Below are 15,476 nucleotides of genomic sequence, written 5' to 3' on the forward strand. Positions count from 1 at the left end.
AGGTATGAGCACCGGAGCCCCCCGCCCGCTGACGGCCGACCCGTCCGCGCTGCACCCCACCGGACCAGCCGCCGGGCACCCGGCCCGCGCGCGCCCCCGGCCGCCCTGGCAGGGCCACTGGCCGGCCGCCGGCGCGGTCGCGCTCGGCGGCGGCATCGGCGCGGCCGCCCGCTACGGCGCCGGACTGCTGTGGCCCACCGCCCCCGGGACCTTCCCCGCGACCACCTTCCTGGTCAACGTCGTCGGCTGCGCGCTGATGGGCGTCCTGATGGCACTGCTCACCGAGCGGGGCTCGCCGCACCCGCTGCTGCGCCCGTTCCTCGGCACCGGCATCCTCGGCGGCTTCACGACCTTCTCCACGTACACCGTGGACATCCAGCACCTGACGGACACCGGTCGGCTCGCTCTCGGCCTGGCCTACCTGGCCGCCACCCTGCTCGCCGCACTGGCGGCGGTCTGGGCCGCCTTCGCGGGCACCCGGTACGTACGGAAGGGAAGCAGGCCGTGAGCTGGCTCCTGGTGGTGGCCGGCGCGATGGTCGGCGCGCCCCTGCGGTTCCTGACGGACCGCTTCGTGCGGGTCCGGTACGGCGGCGCCTTCCCCTGGGGGACGTTCACGGTCAACGTCGCGGGCTCGCTGGTGCTGGGCCTGGTCACCGGCGCGGTGGCGGCGGGCGCCGCCTCCTCGCACCTGTACCTCCTGCTCGGGACGGGCCTGTGCGGGGCGCTGACGACGTACTCGACCTTCTCGTACGAGACGCTCCGGCTGGCCGCCGACGGGGCGCGGTGGCGCGCCGCCGCGAACGTGGCGGCGAGTGTGGCCGCCGGCCTCGCCGCGGTGTTCGCCGGTGTCGCTCTCGCCCGGGCGCTGTGGCCCTGAGCGGTACGGGTGTGACCGGCGAGCCGGGTGGGCTCGCCCGTACGACGCGGCCCCCGGGCGGGTGAACGAATCGGGTCGAGTTTCGAACGGAACCTTTCTTCACCGCCGTCCGACGCTCCACCGGAATACGCTGATGGCGCGGTGCCCCGGACCCCGGTTCGCACGAAGAAGAGTCAGTGCGCGCATGTTTGATTTCAGGGGCGGGATCGCCATGAATGTCCACCACCGGATCGGTGTCAGCAAGATCAATGTCGTGCGTCCCGAGGGGGAGTTGGACCTCATGACGGCGCCACGCCTGCGGAGCCTGCTCCGGCAGGGCCGCAGCCGCACCACCGGGCCACCCCGGCTGATCGTCGACCTGGGCGCGGTGACCTTCATGGACTGCTCCGCGCTGCGGGAGCTGTGCACCGCACAGAACCAGGCCGTCGAACAGGGCGGCTGGCTGCGCGTCGTACACGCCCACCGCGGCATCGCCACCCTGCTCAGGGCGACCCGGCTGACCGAACGCTTCCCCCGCTACGCGAACGTACGGGACGCCCGTCGCGACCAGATGGCGGACTGCTCGCCGTAAGGGCCTGAACGCCGGGCGGCGGGCGCCCGGCCGGAGTCATGACACCGGCTCCAAGGGCCGGTGGACCGGCCCCGCGCCCGCGGCACATGGTGTCGGTGGTCTCCCGCCGGAGGCTTGCCGGGGGCATAGTGGCCGTGCGGCTTCGATCCTGGGGACGGTGGACACGGGCCACGACCGGTCGAAGGCGGGGAGGGATGGTTTCCATGGCCCGTGAAGAACCCCTGTCGCAGGTGTGGGCGGACTTACCCGAGGCGTTCACCGGCGAGGCCGACTGCGCCGAGCTGCTGGGCCGATGGTCCGGGCACTGCGCAGGCCTGCTCGGCGCCCACGCGGCCGCCGTGCTCCTCGCCGACGCGCAGCACCGGCTGCGGGTGGTCGCCGAGTTCGGCGACACCGCCCGCCTGCTGGGCCCGGACGGCCCCGAGGAACCCTGCGACCCGTACGCCGACTGCCACCGCGCCGGTACGGCCGAGACGGACATCGCCCTGACCGACCCGCGCACCGCCGCGCGGTGGCCGCGGTTCACCGCCCTCGCGCGGGACCGGGGCCACATCACCGCGCACGCCCTGCCGATGCGGCTGCGCTCCCGGGGCGTCGGCGTCCTGGCCCTCCTCTCCGGCACCGCCGCACCGCTCGGCGAGCAGGGCGGCGCGTTCGCCCGGTCGCTGGCCGACCTGCTGGCCGTCATCGCCGTACAGCACAAGAGCCTGGAGCGCAGCCACGCCGAGCGGACCCAGTTGCAGCGTGCGCTCAGTTCCCGCGTGGTGATCGAACAGGCCAAGGGCATGCTCGCCGCACGCTGGGCGATGAGCGTGGACGAGGCGTTCACGGTCTTCCGGGCCTACGCGCGCGCCCACCGCCGGCGGCTGTCCGACCTCGCCCGCCAGGTCGTCGACGGCACGCTCGACAGCGGCCTCGTCATGGAGTACTTCCTCAACCGAAGGTGATTTCCTGGACCCTGTGGAGGACCGGATGGCAGAAGTCTTCTTGCGGCGCCTGACCAGGTGGCAGGCCGAGGCACAACGCGAGGCCGTCGCCGACCTGTACGTCGAGGCGTACCGCGGCCCCTCGGGCGAGGAATTCCGCGGACGGGGGGCCTTTCTGCAGCGGTTCGCCGAGCACGTCCAGCACCCCGGCTTCGAGATGGTCATCGCCAGCGACCCGACGCTGGTCGGCTGTGCCTACGGCTTCCCCGCCGAGCGCGACGGCCGGTGGTGGCAGGGCTTCAACGGACAGGTACCGCCCGGCCTGGAGGAACTGACCGCCTCCGGCAGGGTGTTCGTCGTCGCCGAGCTGATGGTGCTGCCCGCGCACCGGCGCGGCCACGTCGCCACCCGGCTCCAGGAGACCCTGCTGGTCCGCAGCAACGCCACGACGGTGGTCACCCTCGTCGAGACGGCGAACGGTGCCGCGCGCTCCGCGGTACGGGCGTGGGGGTGGCAGCCCACCGGCCGGCTGCGCCGCTCCGCCGGCGGCGAGCCGGAACTGGAGGCGTGGAGCCGGGAACTGGCGCACTGAGGCACGGCGCATCGTACGAACAGGAGCGGGTGCGCGGCGCGGAACGCGTACGCGCGCGGCAGGGCTCCGGGGAGCCCGCCGCGCGCGTAGACGCTGTCGGACCGCGGCGCCCGCGCGCCGTGGTTTCCCGGGTCCGTGACGGCCGCACGCCTTACCGGACCCGGTGGGGAGGAGCCCGTCAGGGGCGTACGCCCTTGAGACCGTTGGCCCAGAGCTGGTCCACCTTGGCCCGCTCGTTCTGGTCCGGCTGGGTGTTCGTGCAGGACGGGCCGGGGCCGCCGCCGGACATCAGCTCGCTGCACGGACCCTCGTAGTGGTCCGGCAGACCCAGCACGTGCCCGGTCTCGTGCGTGGTCACGCGGGTCGAGTCGAACTCCTTGTTCTGCTGGTAATCGAGGAAGACGAAACCCTTGCCGTGGCCGTCGGTGCTGGCATAGGAGCCGCGCGCGTCGTTGCCCTCGCGGTACTGGAAGTCGCCGCCGCTGCCTTCCTGCAGCTTGACGTTCTTCACCGCGCTGTTCCAGATCTGGGCGCTCTGGGATATCTGGCTCTTGAACGTCGGCGCCGCGCTCGCGTCGTACGTGACGGTGACGGCCTTCAGGCCGGGGTGGGCCGCCTGCTTGGCCTTGACCGACCTCATGACGGCCTCGAAGAACGCCCGGGTGTCCGCCTTCTCGGCGGCCGAGCCGGCGTACGCGGCGGCGGTGACCTGGTGGGTCCGGGGAGCGGAGGAGACGGAGGTCGCCGTCGCGGGGGCCGCGGCGGCCAGCGTGACGACGAGGCCCAGGCCGAGCGCTGCCGGCAGCGCCGTCTTGGGAGATCTCATGGGGGGACTCCTTATCGCCCGTGGGGCCGTACGGCCGCCGTGTGGGGCGGCGGCCGGGGCCCTGCGGATGAACTCTTGGTGCCGGAGAGTCTGTTCGAGATCATCCGGGGCGCGGAGATGCCATGTGGTGATAGCACCAGGTGATACCCCCGGGCGGAAAGAGACCCAAGCGTGCCCGAAGAGTCTGGTGTGACGTGCGCAAACGTCGTTATGCTCCGGTCGTGGAGCTCGAAGTGAGGCATCTTCGTGCGCTGTGCGCGATCGCCGACGCCGGCAGCGTGCGCAAGGCCGCCCGGCAGCTCGGCATGACCCAGCCTTCCCTGACGACCCAGCTCCGCCGCATCGAGAACGCCCTGGGCGGCCAGTTGTTCTTCCGTGAGCGGACCGGCAGCCGGCCGACACCGCTGGGGCACTCGGTGCTGACCCGCGCCCGGCCGATAGTGGCCGACATGCGGGCCCTGGTCGACGAGGTAGCCTCCGCCTCCCTGCGGTCCGGCGGCTCGCGGCTGAGCATCGGCAGCACCAGCAGCCGGGCGGTGGCGGGCTGGCTGCGGCGGCTGCGGGCCAGGCTGCCCGGCACGGACACCACCATCCGTATCGACGTGTCCGCCAACGCGCTGCTCCAGATGGTGGCGATGGGCCAGCTCGACGTCGCCTTCGTCCACGAGGTGGAGGGGGCGCCGCTGCGCCGGCCCGACGGGCTGGTGGAGCGCGAACTGATGGCCAGGGAACCGCAGTTCGTAGCGCTTCCGGTCGGCCACCCGGCGACCCGCCACCCGGTCGTCGAGCTGGCCGAGCTGGCCGGTGACCAGTGGATGGTCAACCCGTCGGTGGACGGCGAGTGGGCGGGGCTGCGCCGGGTCTTTGCGGCGGCGGGCCTGGACCCCCGGGTGGTGCACGGGGACTACCTCACGGCGGCCGACCTGGTCGCGGCGGGCGAGGTGGTGGCCCCCTGCCAGCCGACCTCCCGGCCCCGGCACGGCATGGCCATCCGTCCGCTGCGCGGCGACCCGCTGGCCGTCCGCCTCTTCATGGCCCACCGCCCCGGCGCCGCCCCGGCCGCGCCCGCCGACGCCCTCTTCGCCGACCTGACCGCCTCGTACATGGAAGTGGCCTGGGAGAGCACGGCGTACCGCGAGTGGCTGGTGCGGCATGACGGGCCGTTGGCCATTGGGACGTGAGGGGCGGGGCGGGGCGGCCGGCCTGTGGTCAGACGGTCAGTCGGTCGCCCTGCCTGGCTGCCAGGCTGGGCATGCATACCCTCCCTGAATACGGTCGATTCGGGTCATCGTCGAACTCGATGGGTGACCATATGGACCCGTCGCGGGATTCATCAGGCTCGTGCTGCGGGGCGGTGCGGACTTCGGAGTGCAGTGGCGCCTGATTGGCGACATGATCGGTCGCCGCAGGTTCAAAGCTGAGCACGTGTATGTGACTTTCTGCTGTCTGTTGACCCGTTAGGGTAAGAGGTGCGACAGCAAACAGTCTCGGGCCGATCTTGTCAAACTCGGTCCACCAAGCAAGATTTCACGGTGTCTATTCGCGTAGATCGATGCACCCCACCTCGAACACACGCGCCTCCAAGCGGCGGAATTCGAACACATCGAGGCGCTCGAACGTGGCCAGCGCGACGCGCCACAGCGCGCCCGCCTTTTCCCGGTCCCCGGTCGCCACATGAAGTTCGGCGAGCGCGTCACAGCAGCGGGCCTCCTCCTCGGGGGAGCCGATCCGGCGGGCGACACCCAGTGCCATTTCCAGGTGCACGGCGGCCTGTTCCGTCCGTCCGGTCCCGAGATCCGTGACCCCCAGGCCCCGCAGGGCCTGCGCCTCTTCCAGGCCCGCGCCGATGGCACGGGCCAGTTCCAGCGCGCTCGCGTAACGCCGCGCCGCCGCCGGGAATTCACCGGAGTCGCGCAGGGCATTTCCGGTGTTGATGAACGTGATGGTCTCGTTCCGGCGGTCGCCCAGTTGCTGGAAGGAGCGCAGCGCTTCCGTATAGAGTCCGAGTGCCTCGGTGAGTTCCTCCGGCATACGGAAGGTGGAGGCGAGATTGATGCGTGCGATGGCCTGTTCGGAACGGCTGCCCGATTCCGCGGAGATCGCGAGTGCCTGGGCGAAGGACGCCCGTGCCGCTTCCTGTTCGCCCGTGTGCCATTGCGATTCCGCGAGATTGTTCAACGACTGCGTCTCACCGCGCTTGTCGCCGATCTCGCGGAACATGGCCAGTGCCGCACGGAAATGATGCATCGCGGCCCCGTGGTCGCCCAGGTGCAAATGGGCGATGCCGAGATTGTTGGTGCTGCGGGCCTGGTGCCAGCGGTCCCCGGACTTCACCCGCAGTGCGAGCGCCGCGCGCTGCACCGAAAGCATCGGGCGGTATTCGCCCCGGTGCCAGTGGAGCACGCCCAACTGTTGCAGCGCCTCCGCCTCGGCCTCCGTGTCGTGCACCGCGCGGGCCAGTTCCAGTGCCCGGCGGCCGGCCGCCTCGGCCTGCGCGTACCGGGCGGCGTGCGCGTGTGTGGTGCTGAGGTCGGTCTGCGCCCTGGCTTCCGCGCGCCGGTCCCGGCACTGCTGCCAGTGCAGCGCCGCGTGCCGGTGGATGTGTTCGGCCTCGGCCCAGTGGCCCTCGGTGTCCAGGAACACGGCGAGGACGTGGCCGAACCAGGCGGCGCGGTCCGGCGCCCCGTGCGTACGGGCGTGCCGCTCGGCGGCGAACAGCGCCTGGTGCTCGGCCGCGAACCAGTCCCTGGCCTCCTGGGGGCCGTTCCACCGGGGCAGCAGTTCGGGGTCGTACGGGTACGGCACGTCCAGCCGCGACCGGCGCGGGTTGACCAGCCGGTCCGCCCGGTCCGCCGCGCCGAGGTAGAACGCGGACAGCCGGTGCAGGGCGGCTTCGCGTACCTCGGGCGGGTCCTCGGCGGCCAGGGTGAGCGCGTACTCGGCGATCAGGTCGTGGTACTGGTAGCGGTCCGCCTCGGGCTCCTGGACGAGGTGTGCGTCCAGCAGCGTCTCGACGGCCCGTTCCGCGGCGGGCAGCGGCAGCCCGGTCACCGCGGCGGCGGCGTGCGGGCCGAACTGCGGGCCGGGGTGCAGGGCCAGCAGCCGGAAGACGGTGCGCTGCTCGTCGTCCAGCGTGTGGTACGACATCTCGAAGACGCGGGCGATGTCCCGGTAGACGTCACGGATCTCCCCGAGGCGGCCGTGCCGGCGGGACAGCCGCTGGATGAGGTGGCCGGTGGTCCAGGAAGGCCGGGAGACCAGCCGTCCCGCCGCGAGTTCGACCGCCAGCGGCAGGCGCCCGCACAGCCGGACGACGGTGGCCACCTCGTCGGGGTCGCCGGCGCGCTCGGGCCCGACGAGCCGGACGAAGAGCGTGGCGGCGTCCTCGGGCGGCAGTACGTCCAGGAAGACCGGGTGCAGCCCGGGGACGCCCGCCATCCGGCGGCGGCTCGTGACGACCGTCAGCGAGGGGGAGCCGACCGGCAGCAGCGGCCTGACCTGTTCGGGCCCGGCCGCGTCGTCCAGGACGATCACGGCGCGGCGGCCGCTCAGCAGGGAGCGCCACAGGGACGTCAGCTCGTCCAGGCCGCGCGGGATGCCGTCGGCCGGGACGCCGAGCACGCGCAGCAGCGCGGTCAGGGCCGCCTGCGGGGTCAGCGGCGGGCGGCCGGGGGCGTGGGCGCACAGGTCCAGGTGGATCCGGCCGTCGGGGTAGCGCTGTCGGAGCCGGTGGGCCAGGTGCACGGCCAGCAGTGACTTGCCGATGCCGCCCATGCCGGAGATGGCCTGGAGGGCGATGACCGCGCCGTCCCGCACGGGGGCGGTCAGGAGGCGCAGTTCGTCCTCGCGGCCGACCAGTTCGCCGTGGCTGGGCAGATTGTCGGGCACCGGGCCCGGGCCGCAGGCCGGTGCGGGCGTGGTGGGGCACGGCGGTTCGCGGACGAGCAGCCGGGCGGCCGGGACGCCGTCGAGGATGTGCCGGTGGATCCGGGTCAGCGCCTCGCCCGGGTCGGTGCCCAGTTCCTCGGCGAGCCGGCGGCGGGTCGTCTCGTATGCGCGCAGGGCGTCCGCCTGCCGCCCGCAGCCGTAGTTCGCGATCATCAGGTGGCCGACCAGGTCCTCGTCGGTGGGGTGCTGCTCCCACAGTGCGGCCAGTTCGGCGGTGAGTTCGGCGAACCGTCCCCGGTGCAGTTCGATGGCGATCCGGCGCAGGGTGGCGGCCAGCCGGTGTTCGGCCAGCCGGGCCCGGACGCCCCCGGCCCAGAGCCCGTACAGACCGCAGAGCGGTTCGCCCCGCCACAGCGCCTCCGCCTCCTCGAAGGCGGCGAGTGCGCCGTGGTCGTCGCCCGCGTCGGCCAGCGCGCGGGCCCGGGCGGCCAGATCACGGAAGCGGTGGCAGTCGACCCGGCCGGGCTCGACGTCGAGGGTGTAGGCGTGGGCCTGCTGGGTGAGCGCGGCGCTGCGGCTGCCCGCGCGCAGCCGCCGGCGCAGCCGTGCGGCGTAGGAGTGCAGTCCGGCGCGGGCCTTCGCGGGCGGGTGGTCGTCCCACAGGCGGGCGATGAGCGTGTCGAGCGGCACCGGCCGGCCCGCGTCCACCGACAGCGCGGCGAGCAGGGCCCGTTCCTTGAGCGAGCCCAGGGGGTCGGGCCGGTCGTTCAGCCGGATGTCCACGGGGCCCAGTACCCGGATGTCGACGTGCACGAGCGAACCTTCTCTCCGGTACGCCCCGCTCACTTGCGGAAAAGAATGACACGACGTCACCTGGCCTCACCAGAGACCGTTTCTTGATCCTGTGGGGTGGCCGGAATATGCCGGTCGGGTGCGCCCCCGGTCTGTTTACCCATGACGCGGGTAGACCTTTCCCACCGGTCGTTCACCGGTTCCCGGGGACGAGGGTTCGGGAAGGTGCGGGGGAGGCGGCGGGAAATGGTGCCGATCACAGTCGGGGAACTGGCGGCGGTACTGGCCGGGGCGGCGCGCCGGCCGGCGGAATGGCGCGCGCTGGCCGCCGCACTCCGCTCGGCGCTCCCCGATCCGGAAAACAGTGTCACGGACCTGCTCCCGTCCGCCGAAAAGCCACCACACGACCCGGACCGGCTGCGGGAACTGGCGGAGCTGCTCACCGACCGCGCCCGGGACAGCCCGGCACTCGCGGAATACCTGGCCGGGTTACGGCACCGCCTGCCCGGCCGAGCGGGAGCGGCACCGGATGCCAGGCACCACACCAACGTCATCGGTTCCTCCGGCATCACCGGCCTCGTGGTCCAGGCGGGCACGATCCACGGCGACGTCCACCTCCAGCCGGCCGCCGGGACCCGCCCCGTGCCCCGGCAACTCCTCGGTACCCCGCCCCACTTCACCGACCGCACCGCCGACCTCGCGGCGCTCGACGCCCTGCGCGCCGGTCACGGCCGGGGCGGGCCGCTGCTCATCGCCGTCACCGGACCCGCCGGGGTGGGCAAGACCACCCTCGTCTCCCACTGGCTGCGGGGGCTGGGCGAGGACTACCCGGACGGCCAGTTGTACGCGGACCTCGGCGGGCACGCGCCCGGCGGGCCGGTGCCGCCCGGCGAGATCCTGGGGCAGTTCATCCGCGCCCTCGGCGTCGCGCGGGCACCGGCGGAGACCGCCGAGCAGGCGGCGCTGTGGCGCACGCTCACGGCCGGACTGCGCATCGCGGTCATGCTCGACAACGCGGTCAGCGCCGCCCAGGTCCGTACGCTGCTGCCCGGTGCGGCCGGCAGCCTGGTGGTGGCGGCCGGCCGCAGCAGGCTGACCGGGCTGGGCGTGGACGGCGCGGCCTTCCACCAGCTCGGCACCCTCGACGTGGGCGCCGCGGTGGAGCTGTTCGGCCGCCGGGTCGGCGGCGGCCGCGTCGCCCAGGAGCCGGTCGCCGCCCGAGCACTGGTCGCCCTGTGCGCCGGGCTGCCGCTGGCGGTGTGTGTGGCCGCGGCCCGGATGGCCGCCCGGCCCCGGCAGACCGTCGCCGCCCTCGCCGGTGCGATGACCCAGGAGGCCGGGCGGCTGGAGGCGCTGCACCTGGGCGGTGAGCGCGCGGTGCGCTCGGCGCTGGACGAGTCCTACCGCTGCCTGCCGCCCGCCACCGCCCGCGCCTACCGCCTGCTCGCGCTGCCCCCGCTGACCGTCCTGACCGGCCCGCTCGCGGCGGCGGTCGGCGCGGTCCCGCCGTCCCGGGCCGAGCAGCTCCTGGACGAACTGGCCGAGGCCCACCTGCTGGAGGACCTGGGGCCCGACGACACCACCGGCGCCACCCGGTTCCGCTTCCACGACCTCGTACGGCTGCACGCGGCCCAGTGCGCGGAGCGGGAGGAGACCGCGGCCGTACGGGAACAGGCCGTGCGGCGGGCCGTGGAGTGGTATCTGGCCACCGCCACGGCGGCCCGCGCGCTCCTGTCGCCGGCCCACCGCGTACTGCGCCGCGACTACATCTTCCCCGCCTCCCCCCTCACCTTCCCCGACGCCGACGCCGCGCTGCGCTGGCTCGACACCGGGCGCGGCGAGCTGATGGCCGCCGTACGCACCGCCGCCGGCCGTTCCTGGCACGCCCTCACCTGGCAGCTCGTCGACTCCCTCCAGCCCCTCTTCCTGCGGCTGCGCCCGTACGACCTGTGGATCGAGGCCCACCGGACCGGCCTCGACGCCGCCCGGCGGGCCGGGCACCCGGAGGGTGTGAGCCGGATGCTCACCACCGGCGGCAGCGGCCTGTACAACGCCGGGCAGTTGGACGAGGCGGCCGACTGGTTCACCGAGGCCCTTCAGGACGCGCGCCGCGCGGGGGACCGGCGGGCCGAGGCGCAGGCGCTGCACGGACTGGGCCAGACCCACCGGCTGGCCGGCCGCCTGCCGTTGGCGGAGTCGCTGTTCGCCGACGCCCTGCGGTTACGGGAGGCCATCGGCCACGCCCGTGGCGCGGCGCTCTCCCGGCTGTGCCTGGGCGACGTCGCCCTGGCCACCGGCCGCCCCCAGCAGGCCCGCAGCCTGCTCGCCAGGGCTCGCGCCGACCTGCTGGCGGTCCCCGACCCGTACGACGCGGCGCGCGCCCTGGCCCACCTCGGCCGGGCCCACGCGCACGAGGCGATAGGGGACCACCCCACCGCCGAACGCCTGCTGGGGCAGGCACTGGCGGAGTTCCGCGCCACCGGGTCGCCGCACTGGCAGGCCCGGGTGCTGGAGATGCTGGGCCAGACCGCCCAGGACCGGGGCGACGCCGCGACGGCCCGCGGCCGCTACGACGCCGCCCTGGCCCGCTACGCGTCGCTCAGCCCGAGCGACGCGCGGCGCCTGGCGGAACGTATCCGGAACCTGGCGGCACCGGCCGGCGAGGCCTGACCGGGCCCGTGCTCCGCGCCGAGGAACCGCACCGACCGCAGCGCCTCCACGGGCAGCCCCTCCACCAGCCAGCCGTGCAGCAGCGAGGTGAGCAGCCGCAGGTCCCGTCGGCCGGGCGGAGCGGGACCGGCCGCGGTCACCGCCAGCCTGGTGCCGTCGCGGACCACCGCCTCCGCCGTACGGGCGGTACGCCGCCGGACGACGACGAGAGCGCCGGGGTGGCGCCGCAGCGTCAGCACCGCCGGTTCGCCGCCGCTGCCGTGCAGCGCGTCCGCGCAGGCGATCCGCCGTGTGTCCGGGCAGCGGTCCAGGTCCACGGCCAGCAACTCCCCGGACCCGTCGTCCGGGCAGCCGGACCGCGCACCGGTCCCGTCGGTGTCCGCGATCACCACCACGTAGGTCCGCCCCGGCGTCTCCACCAGCGCCACCGCCACCGGGCGCGCCACCGAGGTCGGAAGCACCGCAACGGCGGTCGGCGCGACCCCCGGCCGGTGTTCCGCCGTCATGCGGACACCTCCGTTTCCCCGCTCCCGAAGCGCCCGCCCGCGGCCGCCGGGCCGAGCGGGGCGGGCAGCGGCAGCGGCGGTGTCTCCGGCGGGCAGGCGGGCTGGCCGAGGCCGAGCATCCGGTACATCAGACGGCGGAAGTTGCGGTGGCAGCGGCCGGGCTCGGAGGTGATGCGCGCGGCGATCCGCGCGTAGTCCTCGGGCCGGTACTCCTCGGCCGCGTACCGGAGTTGGGCTTCCAGCGGGTGGGCCGGGGACAGCGCCGGGGCGGTCAGCGCCAGCTCGACGCCGGGCGAGGCCGGGTTGGCGTCCCGGTGCGGGAAGCGGTTGAGCAGGATGGGCGCGCCGGTCATCGCCCCGTACAGCGTCACCGACCCGTAGTCCCCGATGATCCAGTCGGCGGCGATCAGCGGCGGCCGCCAGTCCGCGTCCGGCGGCAGGACGTGCAGGCCCGCCCGCCGGCACCCGGCCAGCCAGGCGCGGAGCTGCCAGTGCCCGTACCGCGACCAGACGTTGGGGTGCACCAGCAGCGCCGTACGGTAGGTGTCGCGGGGCAGTTCGGACAGCAGCCGGGGCAGCAGGGCGTCCAGCCGGTTGAAGGCCGAGCGCCGCCCCCAGGTGGAGGTCACCAGCACCAGCTTCCGGCCGCGCCGCAGACCCAGCGCCGTACGGTAACGGCGGCGCAGCGGCAGGCTCGCGCGGATCCGGTCGTGGCAGGGGTCGCCCACCACCTCGGCGGCCGGCAGCGCCTCCGGGCACCAGCGCGCCAGCTCCGCCAGGTCGTCGCGGTGGGCCAGCGCCACCGCCCTGGGCACCACCCGGCCGTCCCACATCAGGTACCGCCGCCCCGTGATGCCGCCGGGCCCGCGCTCTTCACCGGGCCGCACCCCGTCGGCCACCCGGGCCAGGGACAGGTGCCCGGCACCGTGCGAGATCCGGATCAGCGGCGCCCGTACCTGCTCCATGCCCTGCGACCCGGCGGCCAGCGCCAGGTCGAAGCCGGTCCGGACGGCCGTCTCCCAGGGGACGACGGTGGCGCCCAGGACGCGCAGCAGGCGTTCCGCGCCCGCGTTGAAGGCGTGCGGCGGGACGGTGAAGACCACCTCGACCCGCAGTTCGGACTCCAGCAGCGGCAGCAGGTCCAGCAGCCGCCTGCCGTACACCTCGGTGTGCACGATCACCAGTACCCGCTTGGCGTCGGTGACCGTCAGCCACTGTCCCGGGTCGCGCCGTACGGTGTGCTGCCGCGCCGGGCCGGTGCGCGCCGGGCCGTGCCGGTGCGCGCTGCCGCGGTCCGCGGTGTGTGGTGTCCGGCCGGCCGTGGCCGTGAGGTCCGCAACGGACATATCGAACTCCCCCATGGTCGCGTCGGTCCCCTCGGTCGGGTCCCGTACGCGGGAGAGCTGCCCGGCCGCCGCGACGGACTCCTTGCGCCGGCCTTGACGAACCCTTGCAGCCCAGGTCAGGCCCGGCCGCCGGCTGTCCTCACGTGCGCGGGCGCGGCACGTCGAGCCGGCCCTCGACCACCTCGCGGGCCACGTCGGTCAGCAGCCGCCGGTGGGAGCGGGCGTAGCCGCGCAGCACGGCGAAGGCGGCGTCGGGGGAGAGGGCGTGCCGCGCGGTGAGCGCCCCCTTGGCCTGCTCGATGACGACCCGTGTCTCCAAGGCGTGTTCGAGCTGGGCGGCCAGGGCGCGGCCCGCTGCGACCTCGTGCTCGCGCAGCAGGGTCACGGCGGCGAAGTCCGCCAGCGACTGGCCCAGTGCCATCAGATCACCGGTCAGTGTGGTGCGGCGGGTGGCGAGCAGGACCAGGGCGCCGACCGGCCGGGAGTGACCCCGTATCGGCAGTGCGGCGGTGTGGGTGCAGCCCAGGGCGAGGGCGCGGGGCGCGTAGCGCGGCCAGCGCTGCCGGGCCACCGCTCCGGTCAGGGCCGTACCGCCGAGCGCCGTGCCGGTACGGCGGCAGGCGGGGCCGGGGCCCTCGCGCCAGGCGACCGCGTCCTGTTCGAGGCGGCACACATCGGCGTCGGAAGCGGCCACGTGAGGCGCGTCGCGGGCCCCTGGGGAGAAGGTGACCGCGGTCGCCCGGAGTGCGAGCAGCTCCCTGCTGCGTTCGGTGAGCCGGGCGAGCAGGGTGGGGACGCCGGGCGGTCCTGGCGCGCCGCCACCCGCCAGTTCCACGAAGACGGACGCGAGATGATGCGGAGCGGTGGTCATGGGTGAGGTCCCCTCGGTGGGTTCAGCGCCCCTGGGCGAGTTTCAGCGTGCCGCGTACGATCCGCTCGGCGATGGCGTCCGGTGGCTGCCCGTCGGCGAAAGCGCGTGCTTTGATCATGGCGAGCGCGTCCTGCACCCGGCAGCCCGCCTGGACGGACAGGATTCCGGCGGCCTGCTGGACACAGTCCCGGTGATCGGCGTCGTCGTACAGCTCGGGGTCGGCGTCGGGGCCGAGGAGCACCGTACGGGTCAGGGCGTCGGCGATCACCTTGAGCGCACCGGTGGCGGCGGGACCGTCGCCGGGGTCGAAGACCGCGAGCGCGCCGATGCACGTGCCCTCGGTCCGCAACGGCGCGGTGAGCACCTCGTGGACGCCCAGGGAGATCAGTGCGGGTCCGTAGGCGGGCCAGCGGCTCGCGATGACCCGGCCGGCCGCCGAGATCAGGCAGCCGCTCGCCGCCGCGTCGTGCGCGGGCCCCTCGCCCAGCACGAACTCCAGGTCCTGCGCGGACCGGGAGGGCTCGTCCGACGAGGCGACGGAGAGCTGGCCGTGGTCGGCTCCCATCAGGGTGAGCGCCGCGCTGGAGGTGCCGCACGCCTCCGCGACGCCGGTCATGAAGCGCGGCCGGCTGGTCTCGTCCCCGCCCCATGCGGACATCCGGTCGGCGTACGCCTGTTGGAGGCGGGCGGAGGACAGGTGGTAACGCGCCGACCGGCGGTAGGAGTCGGCCAGACGCAGATGAAGCTGCGCGTCCGTGCCCGCCATGGCCGCCAGGATCTCCTGCTTGTCGGCGCACGCGTCGGCGTGCTCGGCGTGCTGCCGTGCCCTGGCCGCACGGCGGTGCGCCAGCCCCGCATGGACGTCTCTGCGCGAGCCCCAGACCATGTTCTCAGCGTACGCCGGTGGTGGCGCTCAGTCGCCGGTATCGCCCCGGTCGGCCTCCAGCGGCAGGACCACACCGCCGTTGTGCCGGTCGAAGGGGGAACAGAGCACGTTGCAGGGGATGCTCCGGCCGATCCGGTTGGCGGCCGAGACCCGGGTAGGGCGGTGCGCTTGCCCGACTCCAGGCACTTCGCCACGGCCGGGCGCAGCGTCTCGGTCGGCAGTCCGAAGTCCAGCGAGAAGAACGGCTCGTACGGTCACCTCGTTCGGGCGCAGACCCCACATGTCCACCGCGCCGCGGCTCCCGGAGAGCGTCAGGGTGCCTCCGGGCTCCACCAGGAGATGCCGGTCGGGGGTGCGATGTGGACCGTGCCGGGCCGGGCCCGCTCGCCGTTCTCGGCCAGCTTGACCCGCAACGCGGTACGCCGGCCGAGCACCTCGGCGATGACGGTGCGGTGTCGCGGGTCGAGATGCCGGACCACCAGGGCCGGCACCGGGAGGTCCGGCCCGAGGGCGCCGAGGGCCACGGTGCGGGCGTGGATGCCGCCCGCGGACGACGCGAGGGCCAGGGCCTCGTAGTGGTCCGCCGCGCTGCGGTCCGTCGTCACCGTCCGAGCCTGTCGAAAGCGGGGTTCGGCGGCGGTCGCGCGGAACGTGCCACCGTGGCGACGCGGCCGCACCCGGCCCCCGGTGCGCCGGGGTACGGCGCACCGGGGACCGGGTGCG

Annotated in this window: 14 protein-coding genes; 7 read left to right on the plus strand and 7 right to left on the minus strand. The window is 74.3% G+C overall.

Features of this window, described 5'->3' with window-relative positions:
• The first annotated feature begins 4 nt into the window (after positions 1 to 4).
• The 5 genes from crcB (ACH4EB_RS25735) to ACH4EB_RS25755 all read left to right on the plus strand — a co-directional run bounded on the left by crcB (ACH4EB_RS25735) (position 5) and on the right by ACH4EB_RS25755 (position 2,968).
• A complete protein-coding gene (gene crcB, locus ACH4EB_RS25735) occupies positions 5 to 508 on the plus strand; it encodes a fluoride efflux transporter CrcB (protein ID WP_398350043.1) in 504 nt (167 codons plus the stop codon).
• The gene (gene crcB, locus ACH4EB_RS25740; RefSeq protein WP_398350044.1) at positions 505 to 879 is read left to right on the plus strand and encodes a fluoride efflux transporter CrcB; all 375 of its coding nucleotides are present in this window, start codon (positions 505 to 507) and stop codon (positions 877 to 879) included. The genes crcB (ACH4EB_RS25735) and crcB (ACH4EB_RS25740) overlap by 4 nt, the downstream gene beginning before the upstream one ends.
• Positions 880 to 1,063: 184 nt before the next feature.
• Entirely contained in the window at positions 1,064 to 1,450 is a 387-nt protein-coding gene (locus ACH4EB_RS25745) for an STAS domain-containing protein (RefSeq protein ID WP_398350045.1), read from the plus strand.
• 203 nt (positions 1,451 to 1,653) lie between these two features.
• Positions 1,654 to 2,397, plus strand: coding sequence for an ANTAR domain-containing protein (locus ACH4EB_RS25750; protein ID WP_398350046.1), 744 nt, complete (start codon positions 1,654 to 1,656; stop codon positions 2,395 to 2,397).
• Positions 2,398 to 2,422: 25 nt separating this feature from the next.
• Entirely contained in the window at positions 2,423 to 2,968 is a 546-nt protein-coding gene (locus ACH4EB_RS25755) for a GNAT family N-acetyltransferase (protein ID WP_398350048.1), read from the plus strand.
• A gap of 178 nt (positions 2,969 to 3,146) precedes the next feature.
• On the opposite strand, the gene snpA is transcribed toward ACH4EB_RS25755, so the two are convergent.
• Positions 3,147 to 3,794, minus strand: coding sequence for a snapalysin (snpA, locus tag ACH4EB_RS25760; RefSeq protein WP_398350050.1), 648 nt, complete (start codon positions 3,792 to 3,794; stop codon positions 3,147 to 3,149).
• Between the two features lie 221 nt (positions 3,795 to 4,015).
• Here snpA and ACH4EB_RS25765 point away from each other — a divergent pair, with 221 nt between their 5' ends.
• Positions 4,016 to 4,975, plus strand: coding sequence for a LysR family transcriptional regulator (locus ACH4EB_RS25765; RefSeq protein WP_398350052.1), 960 nt, complete (start codon positions 4,016 to 4,018; stop codon positions 4,973 to 4,975).
• A 355-nt stretch (positions 4,976 to 5,330) separates the two neighbouring features.
• Here the strand turns inward: ACH4EB_RS25765 and ACH4EB_RS25770 are convergent, their stop codons facing one another.
• A complete protein-coding gene (locus ACH4EB_RS25770) occupies positions 5,331 to 8,495 on the minus strand; it encodes an AfsR/SARP family transcriptional regulator (RefSeq protein WP_398350053.1) in 3,165 nt (1,054 codons plus the stop codon).
• A 225-nt stretch (positions 8,496 to 8,720) separates the two neighbouring features.
• On the opposite strand from ACH4EB_RS25770, the gene ACH4EB_RS25775 reads away from it, so the two are divergent.
• On the plus strand, positions 8,721 to 11,144 hold the full coding sequence (locus ACH4EB_RS25775; protein ID WP_398350054.1) for an ATP-binding protein: 2,424 nt from the start codon (positions 8,721 to 8,723) through the stop codon (positions 11,142 to 11,144).
• Here the strand turns inward: ACH4EB_RS25775 and ACH4EB_RS25780 are convergent.
• From ACH4EB_RS25780 to ACH4EB_RS25800, 5 genes are all read right to left on the minus strand, one after another.
• Positions 11,063 to 11,650, minus strand: coding sequence for a hypothetical protein (locus ACH4EB_RS25780; protein WP_398350055.1), 588 nt, complete (start codon positions 11,648 to 11,650; stop codon positions 11,063 to 11,065). The genes ACH4EB_RS25775 and ACH4EB_RS25780 overlap by 82 nt on opposite strands.
• Positions 11,647 to 12,996, minus strand: a complete 1,350-nt coding sequence (locus ACH4EB_RS25785) for a hypothetical protein (protein WP_398350057.1) — start codon at positions 12,994 to 12,996, stop codon at positions 11,647 to 11,649. Before ACH4EB_RS25785 ends, ACH4EB_RS25780 begins: the two co-directional genes overlap by 4 nt.
• Before the next feature lie 139 nt (positions 12,997 to 13,135).
• The gene (locus tag ACH4EB_RS25790) at positions 13,136 to 13,867 is read right to left on the minus strand and encodes an ANTAR domain-containing protein (protein ID WP_398350058.1); all 732 of its coding nucleotides are present in this window, start codon (positions 13,865 to 13,867) and stop codon (positions 13,136 to 13,138) included.
• Positions 13,868 to 13,889: 22 nt separating this feature from the next.
• Positions 13,890 to 14,753 carry a GAF domain-containing protein gene (locus ACH4EB_RS25795; RefSeq protein ID WP_398350059.1) on the minus strand — a complete coding sequence of 288 codons (864 nt, stop codon included), beginning with the start codon at positions 14,751 to 14,753 and terminating at the stop codon, positions 13,890 to 13,892.
• A 311-nt stretch (positions 14,754 to 15,064) separates the two neighbouring features.
• Positions 15,065 to 15,358 carry a chemotaxis protein CheB gene (locus ACH4EB_RS25800; protein WP_398350060.1) on the minus strand — a complete coding sequence of 98 codons (294 nt, stop codon included), beginning with the start codon at positions 15,356 to 15,358 and terminating at the stop codon, positions 15,065 to 15,067.
• Positions 15,359 to 15,476: the final 118 nt, after the last annotated feature.

This window comes from Streptomyces sp. NPDC018045 (genome assembly GCF_044327445.1).
Lineage (GTDB): Bacteria > Actinomycetota > Actinomycetes > Streptomycetales > Streptomycetaceae > Streptomyces.